The organism is Evansella vedderi (genome assembly GCF_030813435.1).
Lineage (GTDB): Bacteria > Bacillota > Bacilli > Bacillales > Salisediminibacteriaceae > Evansella > Evansella vedderi.
This window is the reverse complement of sequence record NZ_JAUSUG010000009.1, coordinates 117,854-134,758: the sequence shown is the minus strand read 5'-3', so window position 1 is coordinate 134,758 and position 16,905 is coordinate 117,854. Positions and strand designations below refer to the sequence as shown.

The following is a 16,905-nucleotide window of genomic DNA, read 5'->3' as shown; positions in this document are numbered from 1 at the left end:
TGGTTGTTTGTATCTAACCGTTCATAATATCCGCAGCGGGCAATACATCTAAAAGCCAAAAACCTATCAATAGACGGCCTAAATGCCCTGAGAAATACAGGGGCGGTTCGCGTACCGGAAATTTATGGTTTGTATGAAAATGAGTATACAAAGATAAAGGGGTTAATTCTCCAGTAAATGAGTTTGAATTGGCGTTTACGGAGTTATTTGGCGGTTTACCATGTGCCTTTTATGAGGAGTATAAGAGCACTAACGATATTGATCCGGAATACGAAAATCGAAGACCTATTTATCAGCTATTTTACTTATTGGTCCATTTGAATATATTTGGAGAAATCTACGGAAAACAAGTGGACGGGATTATAAATAGATATACCCCTTTGTTATAGTTGCAACAGTAATAAGAAAATGGGTATAGTAATCCGTAGTACTAAATGTTATAGAAGGAGTGAGAGAATTTGGCGGATACAAAATGGAAGAAAGCAACGTTTGCCGGAGGATGCTTTTGGTGTATGGTTTCCCCCTTTGAAGAGCAACCGGGCATTCAACGTATTATATCAGGATATACTGGCGGGCATAAAGAAAATCCCACGTATGAAGAGGTATGCTCTAATACAACGGGTCATCTTGAAGCGGTAGAAATTACATATGATCCAACTGTATTTCCTTATGAAAAGCTACTGGATTTATTTTGGGCACAAATTGACCCTACTGATCCAGGTGGACAGTTCCATGATAGGGGGGAGTCCTACCAAACGGCTATTTTCTATCATGATGAAGAACAAAAGGCCTTAGCGGAGAAATCGAAAGAAGCCCTTGAGAAAAGCGGCAGATTCCAAAAACCAATTGTAACGGAGATTCGTAAGGCCTCTACCTTTTACCCTGCGGAGGATTATCATCAAGACTACCATAAGAAGAACCCACTCCATTATAAAATGTACCGTAAGGGAAGTGGGAGAGAAGATTTTATCAAACAAAACTGGGGTGACATGCAGTGAGTAAAGAAGATTTAAGGAAAAAACTAACGGAAATTCAGTATGAAGTAACACAAAATAACGGAACAGAACGCCCCTTCCACAATGAGTATTGGGATTTCTTTGAAGAGGGTGTCTATGTGGATATTGTTTCGGGGGAACCCTTATTCAGTTCAACGGATAAATTCGATTCAAACTGTGGATGGCCCAGCTTTACTAAACCAATTAAAGAGGATCAAATTGTAGAAAAGGCAGATTTTTCTCATTTTATGGTTCGTACAGAGGTTAGGAGCAAGGAGGGGGATTCCCACTTAGGGCATGTTTTTGAGGACGGTCCCCCGCCAACAGGGCTTCGGTATTGTATTAATTCAGCAGCCTTGAGGTTTATCCCGCGGGAGGACTTGGATAAAGAGGGGTATGGAGAACTTTCTTATTTGTTTGAATCCAAATGAGTAATCCTATAGAGTCGTAAATAAGAGGCTTGGACTAAACAGTGAAATGAGCACATTTTAGTATTCATGTCGCTGTACAGCCAAGCCTAAAAGTCTTATTAAATTCTCTTATAAACGTATACGGTTCAACGCTGCCGCAATTTCGTATTTCCTTGGTTTGGCAAGGTCTACTGGGTATCGATCGCGTGAATGGGAGAGGAAATCTAAACCTTCCTTATCAATCATAGTCATAACCTTATCAACCAGTGATTGAACGGTCTCTTCATTGCCATGTTTTCCTGAATCGTTTAATACAGCTTTTAGTATATACGTAATAGCCCTTGTTTGGCTAACGTCGATTAACTGCTCCACATTATGGAGGTAGACATTACTTTTTCCAATAATTATTGTCCCAAGTCCTTTAACATCTATCTTTTCCTTCCTGTCCAAAAGTTTGTTAATTTTCTTTAAATCCAGCTCCCGTAAAGATTCAGATTCAAATACAGTACCTTTTTCAGGTATTCTATTGGTTTCATATTGTTCAGCAATTTCCTTTGCCTCTCTAGTCCGATCATATGGAATATAGTTGTCCATCATAATAACATGATCTGCAACATCAAAATAATCCCCCGAACCACCAATAACTAATACAGTTGACACATCTTTCTCCATAAATAATTGTCTTACTCGATCAATGAAGGGTGTAATTGGTTCCTTCTCTTTGTTAACTAATCTTTGCATTCTTCCGTCCCGAATCATAAAGTTGGTAGCACTTGTGTCTTCATCGATTAATAGTACTTTAGCATCAACTTCCAGTGCTTCCATTATATTGGTCGCTTGTGAAGTACTACCACTGGCGTCTTCTGTGGAAAATTTGTCTGTCCTTTTTCCAAATGGTAAATCGTTTATAAAAGGAGATATATTTACATCATTAACAGATCTCCCATCCTCTGAGCGAATTTTTACGGCCGAGTCATCCGCAAGGACATATTCCCTCCCATCCCTTAATGAATGGTTATAAACTCCTCGTTCTAAGGCTTGCAGCAGAGTACTTTTCCCGTGATATCCTCCCCCAACGATAATGGATATTCCCTTAGGAATTCCCATACCTTGAATCACTTTACCACTAGAAAGGGAGATAGAAATTTCATAACTGGAAGGAGATTGAAATGGAATCACGTTATTTCCCTGTAACGGAAGCTGGCTCACTCCACTCTTGCGAGGCAATATGGACCCATTAGCCACGAAAGCAATAAAATCATTCTCTTTTAAATATGTACGTATTTCTTGTTGTTCGTCACTTAATTGTATACTACGCTGCAAGATCTCACGGTCATAATCGTTTACTGTTTTCTCTACAATTGTTGGTATGAGGGAGCAAAGTAATTCCTTCCCCTGTTTACCTAAAATTGTTCGCCCCCTAGCTGGGAGACCAACAAATATTCGAAATTCAATTCCCTCTTCAGAGATATTAACCGCGGTCCTATCTATCATTGCTTGACCGGGTGCATCAATCATTAATAGACCGCTTTTTCCTGTACCCCTAATTGGATTTTTCGTAGCTTTTATTTGCCCATCAATGGTTTTAGCGAAAAAGTATTCAAAAGCAATTCGCCGATGGGTGATCTTAAACAAAGAAACATCAAGATCCGTCCTGTTTAAAGGAACCATTACTCTTACCTTTGATGGACTTGCAAAGGGATCCCCCTGAACATAATCAATAAACATAGTAAAAAATGATCCTTTATATGTACCTTGTATTGATTTTAGGGCCTTATATCCCTTTCCATCTAAATCATCCATTTTTTTCTGTAAAGCCAACATAAAAAATTCCCCCTTGTTCTCAAATTTACCCATGAATAAATACATTTAACAGGGAAAGCCTAACTTTGTAAAAAACGATGATAAGGAGTTGTTATAGATGAAGAAAATAATAATCACCCTTGGGTTCATTTTATCATTAACTTTATTATTCCATTCATCTGCATTTGCTGATGTACAAGGAACACATATTCGTCTTTTACATGCTTCTCCAGATGCCCCTAATGTAGATGTTTACTTTAAGAAAGAAAATATTTTTAGCGAAATTCCTTTTAAGGAAATTTCAGAGTATGTGAACATGCCTGCAGGTTCTTATAAAATCAAAGTTTTCCCAGAAGGGGCGGACCCGAAGAAAGAAAAACCAATTATTAAAGAAAAATTAAAATTAAAGGATAACCAATTTTATACATTAGCAATTTTAGGCCAACAAGAAGAATTCGAATTACTTACGTTAACAGATACTGTTCAGCCGAATAAGGATTCTTCTCATATTAGATTTGTACATCTATCTCCTGATACCTCGGCAGTAGATATTGTAACAGATGAACCAGTTGTACAAAACCTTACCTATACACAAGCAAGTGACTATGTAGAACTTCAACCTAGCACCCAAGATATCAAAATAAATGTTGCTAGGCAAGAAACAACTATATACGAAATCCCTAATTTGCAACTTATGGAAGGGGCAAATTACTCCATTTTTACTTTAGGGTTATTTAACGGAGAACCTGGTTTAGATGTAGTTATTACAAAGGACCTGTTAAAATAAAAGGGAAAGGAGTGGAGATAATTTCCACTCCTTTTTAATTTCATTTGTAATACAATTGTTATATAAAATGACTTGTTTCAGTAATATAAATCAGTTTATAAATGTATTAACAATTGAAATTAAAAAAGGTGATAATGATGAGCAGATTAAGATTGTACAGAAAAATTAAAAATATTACCTTTACCCTAGTCTTACTCATGGGTTTGCTAATCCCTTTTGAGTCCATATCTGCAGACCACACCCCACCACCGAGTCTTGTTAGTGAATCGGCAATTTTAATAGACAGCAATTCAGGAGAAGTATTATATGAGAAAAATGCTCACCAACCAATGTATCCTGCAAGTATTACAAAAATATTAACAGCGATTATAGCCATCGAAACGCAGGATTTAGATGATGTTGTAACGGTTAGCGGTAATGCCATTAGAGCAATTGGAACACGTGTGTATTTATTAGAGGATGAACAGATTACCATTGGTCAATTATTACACGGATTAATGGTCAGTTCTGGAAATGATGCTGCAATAGCCATTGCAGAGCATATTGATGGGTCGGTAGAAGCTTTTGCGGAGCGTATGAACCGTTTTGCCCAGTTTCGGATGGGAGTTAGTGATCAAACGAACTTTACCAATCCACATGGACTATATGAGGATGAACATATTGTAACTGCAGCGGATATGGCAAAAATAAGCTCTTATGCCATGAAAAATGAGACCTTTCGTGAACTAGTTGGAACGCATTACTACGATTGGGTTGGAGAAGGTTGGGAAACAAGGCTTTTTAATCACCATCCCCTTTTACGTTCCGAAGAAAATATAATAGGGATAAAAAATGGGTTTGTTCGTTTATCTGGTTATACATTGTCTACGGCGGCTAAAGTAGATGACACGGAACTAATAGCTGTAACATTACAAGCTCCTTCACGAAACTATGCCCAAAGGGATACCCTTGCACTACTACGGTATGGTTTCGATAATTTTGAAACACAATGGATAAGTTTCGAAAAGGAGCCGTTATTAGTTCAATTTGTATTTCCAGATCCGATAGCAGTAACAACAAAAAAAGGAGAAGAAATAAATTATTCTATTTCTAATAGTGGTTACGTAACCATAACAGGGGAAGAAAATCGAAAAATTGATGGCTTTCAGCTTAAACATCGTGAGCTCTTGCAATTGCCTCGCTTTTCTTTAAACCCGGTATTATCAGCAACAGTTCCCATTGAGGAACAGGAAAATAACCATTGGACCGACTGGCTGGTCATTTCAGGGTTTTATTTCTTTAACCGAAACTAAGAAGGTAACTTTAAAAGTTTTTTATTCTTTAAAGTTACCTTCTTTTTTATTTCCTAAACTAAAAATAAGATACAAATTGTTATACGTTGATGGCGAGAATGAAGGTGTGACTGTATAATAAAGGAAACAGAACAATTTATATAGATATTACCAATTTAGACTAGTTTGTTATTTATACTGGTGGCTTTTAATTAAGTATGTAAAATGTTAAAATCACTCCACAGAGCTTTGATAAACTTACCTTAAGAAATACGCTTAAACCGTGCAGTAGGTGAGGTGAAAAAAGAGTAATGAAGAGGATCAAACGATGGCTTAAAAATATATTTCTCCTCGGTTCTTTATTAATTTCCATTCTATTAATTTTAATCGGGGTATCAATATATATATGGCAAAATACTGATGAAGGCCGTTTGCCAGCAAAGACAGCTGTCATTCTTCATGCCATCAATAATAACCTAGTAGCCCTTGATATTAATATTCGTGTTCCGAAGATAGTATCAGGTGGGCGAGGGGTCGGTGGCAATCCATTACTGCGAGAGGACTTATATATCCCTGTCCAAGGAGATTCTCAGATTCCGTTGCGGATTTATCGACCACAAGGGGAAGGTCCTTTCCCTATCGTCATGTATTACCATGGAGGAGCATTTTTACGTGGCTATGGGGATATAAATACCCATGATAATATTGTTCGTTCCCTTGCTGCAAGAACGAACAGTGTTGTTATTGCCGTAGGTTATCGAGTGGCCCCGGATTATGTTTTTCCTGCAGCTGTAGAGGATAGCTATGCCGCTATCAAATGGGCGGTACAGAACGCAGAAACATTTAATGGTGATGAGAATACGATTAGTGTTGCAGGGGACAGTGCCGGCGGAAACATCGCAACTGTTATGGCCTTAATGGCCCGAGATAGGGAGGGTCCTGAATTAACGTCTCAAGTATTAATGTATCCGTTAACAACCTTTCTCGATGTATCTTTGGCCTCGAGGGAAATATATGATAGTGGCTATTATTTATTGTCCCGTACTGTTATGTATCGGGCGAGAGATCTCTATACTCCTGAGGAGTGGATGTGGAGTAGTCCTTACGCTTCACCTTTACAAGCAGAGAATTTAGAAGGACTCCCCCCTGCATTGATTATTACAGCTGAATTTGACCCGCTCCGGGATGAAGGGGAGGCATATGCAGAAAGACTAGCAGAATTTGGTGTCTCAGTTAGAGCCACGCGATATAAGGGAGTTATGCACGGTTTTGTTTCTTTATATGAAATTATGCAGAGTGGACAATACGGCTTACAAGAAGTATCTGGCTTTTTACGTCAAGCCCATCAAGGAACCTTGCAAACCCCTGATCCTTATCAGCTTCAGGTTAGACAGCCGCCACAAGGCTTTGACCGAGTAAGGGAGCAAACGGAAGCCTTTGCCATTGCTGCTTACCTATTAGGGCGTTCTGGGATAAATTTTTTTACACAATAAGTAGAGAAGCGGGCCTTTATACCCCGCTTTATAACCTTATACAGATGAAACTATTTTAAATGAGGTGAATAGTATTGGACCGACCATTGAAGATTCCGTTAAATTTGTTAGCAGTATTTCAACTGGTTTTTGTCACCGCATTTTTGATATATTATTTATACATTGGTATACAATGGGGATTTGGTGAAAGGCTCATTTTACTCATGGCTTCGGATGGAATTTATTTATTATTGATATTATCTTCTATTGGTCTTTTTATGGGGAAAAATTGGAGCTGGTGGCTTACAATTATTGTCTATACGAAGCTTTTGATTGCTAAGGCAGTAACCTTAATTGCAGAAACGTCAATGATTTTTTCCGGAATTATTGTAGAAGACTTTCAAATAGAATCCTTTATTCTTGAAGTTTTTATTCTATTTATGTACTCTATTGTTATTTTTTTCTTATCGTTACCGATGGTACGCAGCTTCTTTTCCATTCAGTGGAAGGGAAAAAAGCTGGTATTTCTCGTTAATGTTAGTGCACTAATTGTATACATGCTTTATTTTATTGTGGTTGTCTTCATTATTTCATGGGTGCAGCCAATATTATATTGAAAAAAGGAAGGTATAATGGATGGAACATTTATTAAACACTCATGTGAAAAATATACAAATATCTGGAATTAGGCAATTTTTTAACCGAGTTGCTTCTGTTCCTGATGCTGTTCAATTGACTTTAGGGCAGCCTGATTTCCATACACCTGAACATATAAAGACAGCGGCTATTTCTGCTATTCAAGATAACAAGACAAATTACACCGCTAATGCTGGAGAAAAAGCGTTACTTAAAGCAGCAAGTAGTTTTTTAAAGAAAAAATACAACCTTACATACGATCCAGACTCAGAGATTATTACAACGATTGGAGCCTCCCAGGGGATTGATGTAACTTTCCGAACCATTCTGGAGCCGGGAACAGAAGTTATTTTGCCAGGGCCTGTCTATCCCGCCTATGCACCAATTATTACCCTTTGTGGCGGGACACCCGTATTTGTGGATACGAGGTCAACAAATTTTATCATCACTAAAGAACAAATTGAGAAGCACAAGACAGAGAAGACGAGGGCAGTCATCTTACCTTATCCTTCAAATCCAACTGGAGCAGTTCTGACCTATGATCAGGGAAAAGAATTAGCAGAATATTTAAGGGAACAGGATTTATTCGTTGTTTCAGATGAAATCTACTCGGAACTTCATTACGACCAAGATCATATTTCCATCGCACAATTTCCTGGTATGAAGGAGAAAACAATTGTAATCAATGGGGTTTCTAAGTCTCATTCCATGACGGGGTGGAGGATTGGCTTTATTTTTGCACCAGCCTATATTCAGAAGCATATGTTAAAGGTTCATCAATATAATGTTAGCTGCGCCACATCCATTTCTCAGCATGCTGCAATAGAGGCACTAACAGTTGGGATGGATGACCCAGAAGAAATGAAAGGAGAGTACAGGGAGCGTAGGGATTATATGCTTCAGCGCTTAGGAGAAATGGGGATACCAACGGTAAAGCCTGCAGGTGCTTTCTATGTCTTTCCTTCTATTCAAGAAAGTGGACTCTCTTCCTTTGACTTTGCAGTAAAATTACTGGAAGAGGAGAAATTGGCCGTAGTACCAGGAGATGCATTTTCTTCTTACGGAGAAGGTTATATTCGATTATCCTATGCCTACAGTATGAAACAATTACAAGAAGCTTTAGACCGTTTAGAAGCTTTTTGGAAAAAAATTGAAACTAGGTGATGCAATGTGTGGACGATTTACCCTTTATGCGGACCCTGATTTCCTAGAAGATTACTTTGACTTGGAAAATGGTCATAATTTAGAGGTTGAACCACGTTATAATATAGCTCCTACTCAGCCAATCTTGTCTATCGTTCAAGGCAAGAAAGGATTACGTGCAGGATATATGAAGTGGGGTCTAATTCCACATTGGGCAAAGGATGAATCTTTTAGCAGTAAAATGATTAATGCAAGATCGGAAACTCTTCATGAAAAAAGGTCGTTTAAGGGCTTGTTAGGAAAGAGACATTGTGTAATTGTAGCCAACGGTTTTTTCGAATGGAAGAAGACAGACGTTGGTAAGCAACCATATTATATCAAAAATAAAAATGATGATCTGCTTATCTTTGCTGGTTTATGGGATCGTTGGGTTAACAAAGAAAATGGAGAACAAATTGTTAGCTGTACGGTTCTCACAACGGAAGCAAATGAAATGATGCGGGACCTACACCACCGGATGCCGGTTATTCTAGATAAAGGGAAATGTAATTGGTGGCTTCAACAGGCTAATTGGACAGAGGACCTGCTGGAAGAGGAATTTTTTAAACCCTTTCCCTCTGAAAAAATGATGACTTTTCCCGTAAATAAGGTAGTTAATAGTCCAAAGCACGATTCTGTAGAATGCATAAAAGAATTAATTTAATATTTTCGTGATACGGCGTAAATAGCCGTATTTTTATTTGTATTTTTTCCACAATAAGTAAAGGATAAGCAGAGAGGAAATTACCTGATTTATATTTAAAATATAGGGTATAAAAAAATGTGACAAATTTTTAAAAAAAATAAAGAATTTCTTTTGAGTAAAATTCCCTATAGTGCTAAAATAATCAATGGAAGCGTTTTAACTATAAACATAGTGTTTAATTTGGGAATCTTCAACGGTAAAAAAAAGAGCAACTCTGTATTTTACCTGCATATATAATGAAATGATATGACTTTTCATAGCTTTTAACATTGTGAAGATTTTCTTATTAATTTTCTAAACATAATATTGGAGGGTACTAGTTCATGAGCAGCAACGACATTCTTTTTGATGAGGGCTGGAGTCAATTTTATGGCCCCAACCTGGGTTATATGTTAGATGTGTATGAAGATTATTTACAAAACCCAGATTCCGTGGATGAAAAGCTAAAGCTTTTCTTTGAAAAATGGGGTGCTCCAGAGGATCACGTAGATGGTCCATCCATTCATGAGGGACAGTCTGTATCTAAATACAGTTCTTCTGAACAATTGTTAGCAATGGCAAATGCCATTAAGCTTGGAGATTCTATTCGAAGAAATGGTCATTTAATGGCGAATATCTCCCCTGTGGAGAAGAGAGAAGGGGAAGATTTATTCTCATTAAAGGACTATGGACTTACTAAGGAGGCTTTACGTAGTATCCCAGCCTATTTAATCTCATCAGATGCTCCGGCACATATTAAAAACGGATATGATGCCATTGAATATTTAAAAAGCATTTATACGGATACAATGGCCTTTGAATTTAACCAAGTTCATGACATGGAAGAACGTCAATGGTTAATTCAAATGGTGGAGTCAGGGAATTACCGTCCGAATATTTCCAATGAGCGAAGAAAACAAATTTTAGATAGATTAAACAAAGTGGAGGGCTTCGAGCAATTTCTTCACAAAACATTTGTGGGACAAAAACGTTTTTCCATTGAAGGCTTAGATGCCATGGTACCAATGCTGGATGAGTTAGTCCAAGAATCGGTAGAAGATGGAACTCAGAAGATTTTAATTGGTATGGCCCACCGAGGGCGTTTAAATGTTTTGGCCCATGTATTAGGGAAACCTTATGAAATGATTTTTTCTGAGTTTCATGATGCCCCAAACAAGGAGTTAGTTCCCTCTGAAGGTTCCGTTGGGATTAACTTTGGCTGGACAGGAGATGTAAAATACCATCTCGGTGCAGATAGGGAAATTAAAGAAAGCACTGTTGAGGCAACGATTACCCTAGCCAATAACCCAAGTCACTTAGAATTTGTTAATCCTGTCGTAGAAGGATTTGCAAGGGCAGCTCAGGATGATCGCACGAAGCCAGGATATCCTGTACAAAATAAAAATAAATCTATGCCGATACTTATTCACGGGGATGCTGCTTTCCCTGGTCAAGGAGTAGTAGCTGAAACGTTAAATCTTAGTCAGTTAACTGGATACTCCACAGGTGGAACGGTACACGTTATAGCTAACAATAGAATCGGTTTCACCACTGTATTTAGCGATTCCCGCTCAACGAACTATGCCAGCGATTTAGCTAAAGGATTTGAGGTGCCTGTAATTCATGTTAATGCAGATGACCCTGAGGCTTGTATAGCTGCAGCGTATCTTGCTTATCAATATCGCAGAAGATTCCATAAGGACATTCTCATTGATTTGATTGGATACCGTCGTTTCGGTCATAACGAAATGGATGAACCATTGGTAACACAGCCATCCCTTTATAAAAAAATTAAAAATCATGATACAGTATTTCAATTGTACGGAGAGAAATTAATTCAGAAAGGGATTATTTCTAAGGAAGAGCTCCCAGCATTGCGAGAAGAATTCCTGAAAAAATTAGAAAACCAATTTGAAAATATTAAGAACCGAAAGCGTGAAGAAGTAGATAAGAAAATGGAGCCCCCAACCTATGTGGAAAATAGGCTTGAAGGGATTGAAACAAAGGTCAATATCGATCTCTTAAGAAAAATTAACGGAGAACTGCTGCAGTTCCCAGAAACGTTCAATGTCTTCCCTAAGCTAGAAAAGATTTTAAGACGTAGAACCAACGCCGTAGAAGATGGCGGAAAAGTGGATTGGGGACTAGCGGAAACATTAGCTTTTGCCACCATTATTCATGAAGGGACGCCAATACGCTTAACAGGACAGGATTCTGAAAGGGGAACCTTCTCCCAGCGTCATTTAGTTCTTCATGATTATGAAACAGATGAAATTTATTCACCTATTCATGCTATGCCATCTGCAAATGCTGCCTTTGCCATTTATAACAGTCCACTATCTGAAATGGCAGTTGTAGGGTTTGAATATGGGTACAATGTGCATGCGCCAGAAACACTCACTTTATGGGAAGCGCAATACGGAGATTTTTCCAACGGAGCTCAAGTAATCTTTGACCAATTTATTTCAGCTGGCCGTGCAAAATGGGGTCAAAAGTCTGGATTAGTATTACTGCTACCTCATGGTTATGAAGGTCAAGGACCGGAGCACTCCAGCGGTAGAGTAGAGAGATTCCTTCAGCTTGCTGCGGAGAATAACTGGCATGTGGCTAATTTAACGAAGGCCAGTCAGTATTTCCATATTTTACGACGACAAGCAAAGCTTTTAGGAAAAGAAGAAGTAAGGCCACTAGTCATTATGACACCAAAGAGTTTACTGCGAAACGAACGTGTAGCCTCTTCACCTGAAGAATTATCTGATAGCAGTTTCCAATCTGTAATTATGCAGCCTGGATTAGGCGGGAGCAAAGAAGCTGTAAAGCGCATTGTCTTCTGTTCAGGAAAAATTGCAGTGGATATTGAAGAAAACTTAGAAAAACACGGTGATCTAGATTGGCTCCATATTGCTAGAGTTGAGGAGTTATATCCGTTCCCTAGGGAACATGTGACAAAGCTGAAAGAGGATTATCCAAATGTAGATGAGTGGGTTTGGGTACAGGAAGAGCCTCGTAATATGGGGGCATGGCATTATGCGTTGCCACATTTACGTGAGATAGCAGGTAGAGATATTCAAATTAATTATTTCGGCCGAAGACGCCGTTCAAGTACTGCTGAAGGAGATCCGAAAGCACACAAGAAAGAGCAGCAACGAATAATTACAGCAGCATTAACTCGAAACATCGAAGGGAGAGACGAGGAATGATCGAAATAAAAGTACCAGAATTAGCCGAGTCAGTTACAGAGGGAACAGTTGCGGAATGGCTGAAAAAACCAGGTGATTACGTTGAAAAAGGGGAAGACATCGTAGAACTTGAAACAGATAAAGTAAACGTAGAAATTGCAGCAGATGAAGCGGGTGTTCTAACTGATGTATTAGTAGTAGCAGGAGACACAGTAAAAGTAGGAGCGATTATTGCAAAAATTGATACGGGAGCAAGCGCAGGAGCAGGTGAGGTTTCCACTCCTCCTAAAGAGGAAACTCCGGCACCAGCAGAGGAGAAAAAGGAATCCGTACCTAAGTTTACAGAAACAGAAGGTGTATCTCCAGCAGAAACGGCAGAAGCAGGGAAAGCTTCCCGTCCAATTGCAACACCTGCTGCACGAAAGCTAGCAAGGGAAAAGGGTATCGCTTTAAACGAAATTTCTGCTCGGGATCCTTTAGGTCGAGTTCGCAGAGAGGATATTTTAGAGCACGAAACGAAGAAAAATCAACCGGCACCTCAAAAGCCGGCTGCTAGTCCTGTTGCAAGTACTCCAAAACCGGCAGATGACCCTAGGAAACCTGTGGAGCGCATTCGCATGTCTCGCCGCCGTCAAACGATTGCAAAGAGATTAGTGGAAGCACAACAAACGGCTGCCATGCTTACAACCTTTAACGAAGTAGACATGACAAACCTAATGGACCTACGTAAACGCCGCAAAGATAAGTTCTTAGACGAAAATGGTGTAAAACTAGGATTCATGTCTTTCTTTACAAAAGCAGTTGTTGCTGCACTAAAGAAATATCCGAACGTAAACGCAGAAATCCAAGGTGACGAGCTGCTTCTGAAGAAGTACTATGACATCGGAGTTGCTGTATCTACAGAGGAAGGACTTGTTGTTCCTGTTGTACGCGATGCAGAGCGCCTTGATTTTGCAGGCATTGAAAAAGAAATTGGCCGCCTAGCAGAAAAAGCACATCAAAAGAAATTAGCTATTGACGATTTACAAGGTGGAACATTTACGATTACAAACGGTGGAGTATTTGGATCCCTGTTCTCTACACCAATCTTGAACACTCCTCAGGTTGGTATTTTAGGAATGCACACGATCCAAAAGCGCCCAGTAGTGATCGATGATGAGCGTATGGAAATCCGCCCAATGATGTACATTGCCCTTTCCTACGACCACCGTGTCATCGATGGTAGAGACGCAGTAGGATTCCTAGTGAAAGTAAAACAATTAATTGAAGACCCAGAATCGTTGTTGTTAGAAGGGTAAAAGATTGATGAGTTTGGAGAACATGGAGACTTTAGGGTCTCCATGTTCTATTTCTCTAAGTTGACCGCAGGTCAGCTAACCCTGGGTCAGAAAACCCTATTTCTACACGCCTTCCTACTCCCCAAAAACCAACTCAATTTGTCTCTTCATTTCCTGAAAAAACGCAGGTACATGGTCGACGCCATCCAATAATGCTTTGTACATATTGGTATAGTACCATTGTTGGGTCTCCTTCCTTTCTTTGAAGGATTTCCACATTTCTTCTCCAATCAACTCTTGAGCTTCTACCATGGAGACTAAGTTATGAACTTTATCTGCACAGATGATGTATTTTAAATCTAATGGTGCACCTGTAGTTTTCTTTATGGTCGCTGTTTTCCGCTCTAACCAGGTTTTAGATTTATCTTCTTCAGAGGCACCTTTAACTAGTTTTGCAATAGCAGAACCGAATTTTTCCTCAATTGCATCCAGAGTGACATCCGTGTCTTCCCATACATCGTGCAAGATGATGGCAGCCACTATATTTGTTTGTTCTTCCTCAGTAAAGGAAGTATCTAGTAAATAACGTTGTGCATAGAGGGCTGCTGTAAGAGGATGGCTTATGTAAGCAACCTTTGATGTTTTCCGAGTTTGCCCTTCGTGTGCTTCTGTTGCAAAGACCACTGCTTCGTGAATAAGGTTGAGATTCATGTTTCGCCTCCTGGTATAAATAAGATTTTAGTTGCGATTGCCGCTTTTAATATAGAAACTTAATGGATTTGTATATACTTTTGTTTATCGTCTTTGTGTTCACGGTAATAGTTGACCATTGTGGTTAGTGTTTTATCAAAGCTTGGGCATTCGATTCCACTTTCTTGCAAATCATTTTCTGCAACTCTTGTATCATAGAATGCAAGACAGGAATTGTATTCTAATGCTTCCTTTTCTACCTGCATCCATTTTCTAAATGGAGGAATAGACATGCTTAGTTTTCCAAATAAAAGTGGCAGCTTGCCCCGTGGGGTTTTTCCAAGATACTCTTCGGCTAACATACGATAAACCTCGGACATCTTAAATGGTGCGGGGTCCGTTAAATGGTAGGTCTTCCCTGCCCCTGTTTCCAAGTGAGTTAAATAGAAGCTTGCTTTAATTACATAATCTACAGGCACAAAATTACCATCTGCATTTCCATCACCTAAGTAAGGAATAACTGGTAAGGCGGAAAGGCGATCCAATATGTGCAAAATAAAATAGGGACCATCAAACTTCGTGGTTACACCTGTCTCAGAGTGTCCGCGGACGATACCTGGCCGGATAATCGTAGTAGGTACAACATCCATTATATCTCGAACTAAAACCTCTGCTTCATATTTTGTTCGTTCATAGTGGTTTTTAAACGATTGTCCCATGGAAAGCTCCTTCTCGTAAATCCTTCCTTCCCGTTTACCCGACACATAGGCGGTGCTAAAATACGTATATCTTTTAAGGGACTGGATTTCTTGAACCCAATTGTTTACGTTTTTCGTTCCAGAAACGTTTACTTTTTCCGCTGTTTTTTTATCTACAGCAAGATCATAAACGGCTGCTAAATGGAAAACATGGGTAACGGACGATTTCAATACGTTATTGTACCTTGTACTAATATTTAGGTCATTCTTAGTGATATCACCTATGACTAGTGTAATGAGGTCCTTAGCCTCTGGGTAAAGGATGAACATTTCCTGTAAGTCTAGTAGGGCTTTTTTTTCCATGGAGGGGAGAGTGAGTAAATAGATCTGTTCAATGGGAGTTTTTCCACTAATGTGAATACATTCCTTTATTAACTCCTTTGCTATAAACCCAGGAAACCCAGTGAAAAAATAAACATTTCCCATTTACATACCCCTTTTCGCAAAAAAAAATTTGTTGGTGATGGCTAAAGATTGAATAATGATATACCATTCGACCGTTGTTATAACTTTTCCTTTTTCATTATCAAAAAAAATGCAAAAGCGTATATTTAATAAATATTCTTAATGTTTCGGAAGGATTACTAACTTAAGCCGTGAGGGAAAAGAGTATGTTGTTAAGAAATGTAAATTTAAAGGTTACCAGTGGGAAAGTTAGGTTATATACATAGTAGTAGTTCTTATTAAAGGGGAATTCATCTATGGTAAATAAGGAAATTTGGAAACCAACAATCTTTATAGTAGTTCTTCTCCTTCTTATCTGGGTAAATAGTACATTTATCCAGATAACACCCGAGGACATTCAAGGTGCGATGTTTTCTTTCGGCTTGCTAGCTCCCTTTATATTTATATTAATGTATACACTGAGGCCGTTCATTTTATTTCCTGCTTCCATATTTGCCATAGCTGCAGGTCTTTCCTTTGGTCCTATGTTAGGAATGGTTGTAACTTATATCGGTTCCATTTCGGGTGCAATACTTTCTTTTTTAGCAGTGAGGAAGCTTCGTATATCAATAGTGCAAAAACACTGGAAAGGCAAAGGGAAGCACCTGCAAATGAGAATGGAAGACAACGGTTTTTATTATGTGTTAGGATTAAGAATAATCCCCGTAATCAATTTCGATGTGGTAAGTTACTTATCAGGCTTGTCAAAAATTAGTTTTCGGGAATATTTAGGGGCAACGATGGTAGGGATTATACCGGGGACAATAGCCTTTAATTTTCTTGGAGCTTCCCTTCTACGAGCAGACTGGCAAATGCTCTTAATAACAGCTTTAGTCTTTATCCTTGCCTTTATCATACCTCTCTTTATTCGTAAAGTCTTAGAGAAAAAAAATATTCCCATCGATTTTTCTAGAGATTAGCTATAATAATAAAAAATCAATTTAAGAGGTGATGATTTGATAGGATTATTAATTAATATCTATGGTTTTTTTCTTAGTCTTTTTATTTTTTTTCTACTAATTATTGGACTAGTCTTTAGTAAAAAGCAGGGGTTTAAAGAAGGATTTTATTTCTTTTTGCTCATGATTATTCATCAAATGTATTCATTTATAGCACCGTGGATGTTTCAGAACTATTTTGATTCTGTCATGGCGGGAACGGCTTCTCCCTTATTTGGAATGACTTCTGGAGAAATGTTTCAACTATTTAACAATATTCCCTTCACGATTGAATGTATTGCGTACTTCTTTTTAGTAATAGGGATATACCGGTTGTGGAGAAACAAAATGACATAATTTATTCTCAAAAACTACGAC

General features: G+C 38.6%; 16 protein-coding genes. 13 read left to right on the top strand and 3 right to left on the bottom strand.

Going from position 1 to position 16,905, the window contains the following annotated elements; genetic code table 11:
• The first annotated feature begins 188 nt into the window (after positions 1-188).
• From J2S74_RS12560 to msrB, 3 genes are all read left to right on the top strand, one after another.
• Positions 189-389: a fructosamine kinase family protein gene (locus J2S74_RS12560; protein WP_307326138.1), complete on the top strand. Its 201-nt coding sequence runs from the start codon at positions 189-191 to the stop codon at positions 387-389.
• Positions 390-458: 69 nt separating this feature from the next.
• Positions 459-998, top strand: coding sequence for a peptide-methionine (S)-S-oxide reductase MsrA (gene msrA / locus J2S74_RS12555; RefSeq protein WP_307326137.1), 540 nt, complete (start codon positions 459-461; stop codon positions 996-998).
• Positions 995-1,426, top strand: a complete 432-nt coding sequence (gene msrB, locus J2S74_RS12550) for a peptide-methionine (R)-S-oxide reductase MsrB (protein WP_307326136.1) — start codon at positions 995-997, stop codon at positions 1,424-1,426. The genes msrA and msrB overlap by 4 nt, the downstream gene beginning before the upstream one ends.
• A gap of 108 nt (positions 1,427-1,534) precedes the next feature.
• Here the strand turns inward: msrB and J2S74_RS12545 are convergent, their stop codons facing one another.
• A complete protein-coding gene (locus tag J2S74_RS12545) occupies positions 1,535-3,229 on the bottom strand; it encodes an ABC-ATPase domain-containing protein (protein WP_307326135.1) in 1,695 nt (564 codons plus the stop codon).
• A gap of 97 nt (positions 3,230-3,326) precedes the next feature.
• Here J2S74_RS12545 and J2S74_RS12540 point away from each other — a divergent pair, with 97 nt between their 5' ends.
• From J2S74_RS12540 to odhB, 8 genes are all read left to right on the top strand, one after another.
• A complete protein-coding gene (locus J2S74_RS12540; RefSeq protein ID WP_307326134.1) occupies positions 3,327-3,995 on the top strand; it encodes a DUF4397 domain-containing protein in 669 nt (222 codons plus the stop codon).
• A gap of 137 nt (positions 3,996-4,132) precedes the next feature.
• Positions 4,133-5,287: a D-alanyl-D-alanine carboxypeptidase family protein gene (locus J2S74_RS12535; RefSeq protein WP_307326133.1), complete on the top strand. Its 1,155-nt coding sequence runs from the start codon at positions 4,133-4,135 to the stop codon at positions 5,285-5,287.
• A gap of 290 nt (positions 5,288-5,577) precedes the next feature.
• Complete coding sequence (locus J2S74_RS12530; RefSeq protein WP_307326132.1) at positions 5,578-6,759, top strand: alpha/beta hydrolase; 1,182 nt, start codon at positions 5,578-5,580, stop codon at positions 6,757-6,759.
• 86 nt (positions 6,760-6,845) lie between these two features.
• On the top strand, positions 6,846-7,355 hold the full coding sequence (locus tag J2S74_RS12525; RefSeq protein WP_307326131.1) for a hypothetical protein: 510 nt from the start codon (positions 6,846-6,848) through the stop codon (positions 7,353-7,355).
• A 19-nt stretch (positions 7,356-7,374) separates the two neighbouring features.
• Positions 7,375-8,538 (top strand): aminotransferase A, encoded by a 1,164-nt coding sequence (locus J2S74_RS12520; protein WP_307326130.1) that lies wholly within the window; start codon positions 7,375-7,377, stop codon positions 8,536-8,538.
• Complete coding sequence (locus tag J2S74_RS12515) at positions 8,525-9,220, top strand: SOS response-associated peptidase (protein ID WP_307326129.1); 696 nt, start codon at positions 8,525-8,527, stop codon at positions 9,218-9,220. The genes J2S74_RS12520 and J2S74_RS12515 overlap by 14 nt, the downstream gene beginning before the upstream one ends.
• A 365-nt stretch (positions 9,221-9,585) precedes the next feature.
• Positions 9,586-12,441, top strand: a complete 2,856-nt coding sequence (locus J2S74_RS12510) for a 2-oxoglutarate dehydrogenase E1 component (protein WP_307326128.1) — start codon at positions 9,586-9,588, stop codon at positions 12,439-12,441.
• Positions 12,438-13,718 carry a 2-oxoglutarate dehydrogenase complex dihydrolipoyllysine-residue succinyltransferase gene (gene odhB / locus J2S74_RS12505; protein ID WP_307326127.1) on the top strand — a complete coding sequence of 427 codons (1,281 nt, stop codon included), beginning with the start codon at positions 12,438-12,440 and terminating at the stop codon, positions 13,716-13,718. The genes J2S74_RS12510 and odhB overlap by 4 nt, the downstream gene beginning before the upstream one ends.
• A gap of 114 nt (positions 13,719-13,832) precedes the next feature.
• On the opposite strand, the gene J2S74_RS12500 is transcribed toward odhB, so the two are convergent.
• Positions 13,833-14,408, bottom strand: coding sequence for an HD domain-containing protein (locus tag J2S74_RS12500; RefSeq protein WP_307326126.1), 576 nt, complete (start codon positions 14,406-14,408; stop codon positions 13,833-13,835).
• 59 nt (positions 14,409-14,467) lie between these two features.
• Positions 14,468-15,571, bottom strand: a complete 1,104-nt coding sequence (locus J2S74_RS12495) for an SDR family oxidoreductase (protein ID WP_307326125.1) — start codon at positions 15,569-15,571, stop codon at positions 14,468-14,470.
• A 275-nt stretch (positions 15,572-15,846) separates the two neighbouring features.
• On the opposite strand from J2S74_RS12495, the gene J2S74_RS12490 reads away from it, so the two are divergent.
• Both J2S74_RS12490 and J2S74_RS12485 read left to right on the top strand, forming a co-directional pair.
• Complete coding sequence (locus J2S74_RS12490; RefSeq protein WP_307326124.1) at positions 15,847-16,509, top strand: TVP38/TMEM64 family protein; 663 nt, start codon at positions 15,847-15,849, stop codon at positions 16,507-16,509.
• A gap of 36 nt (positions 16,510-16,545) precedes the next feature.
• Positions 16,546-16,884 carry a hypothetical protein gene (locus tag J2S74_RS12485; RefSeq protein WP_307326123.1) on the top strand — a complete coding sequence of 113 codons (339 nt, stop codon included), beginning with the start codon at positions 16,546-16,548 and terminating at the stop codon, positions 16,882-16,884.
• Positions 16,885-16,905 lie beyond the last annotated feature (21 nt).

Excerpts from the sequence above, each read along its gene's own strand:
- odhB (WP_307326127.1), top strand. The coding sequence starts at position 12,438 with ATGATCGAAATAAAAGTACCAGAATTAGCCGAGTCAGTTACAGAGGGA.
- J2S74_RS12495 (WP_307326125.1), bottom strand. The coding sequence starts at position 15,571 with ATGGGAAATGTTTATTTTTTCACTGGGTTTCCTGGGTTTATAGCAAAG.
- J2S74_RS12490 (WP_307326124.1), top strand. The coding sequence starts at position 15,847 with ATGGTAAATAAGGAAATTTGGAAACCAACAATCTTTATAGTAGTTCTT.
- J2S74_RS12535 (WP_307326133.1), top strand. The coding sequence starts at position 4,133 with ATGAGCAGATTAAGATTGTACAGAAAAATTAAAAATATTACCTTTACC.
- J2S74_RS12520 (WP_307326130.1), top strand. The coding sequence starts at position 7,375 with ATGGAACATTTATTAAACACTCATGTGAAAAATATACAAATATCTGGA.
- J2S74_RS12530 (WP_307326132.1), top strand. The coding sequence starts at position 5,578 with ATGAAGAGGATCAAACGATGGCTTAAAAATATATTTCTCCTCGGTTCT.
- J2S74_RS12510 (WP_307326128.1), top strand. The coding sequence starts at position 9,586 with ATGAGCAGCAACGACATTCTTTTTGATGAGGGCTGGAGTCAATTTTAT.
- J2S74_RS12545 (WP_307326135.1), bottom strand. The coding sequence starts at position 3,229 with ATGTTGGCTTTACAGAAAAAAATGGATGATTTAGATGGAAAGGGATAT.
- J2S74_RS12500 (WP_307326126.1), bottom strand. The coding sequence starts at position 14,408 with ATGAATCTCAACCTTATTCACGAAGCAGTGGTCTTTGCAACAGAAGCA.
- J2S74_RS12540 (WP_307326134.1), top strand. The coding sequence starts at position 3,327 with ATGAAGAAAATAATAATCACCCTTGGGTTCATTTTATCATTAACTTTA.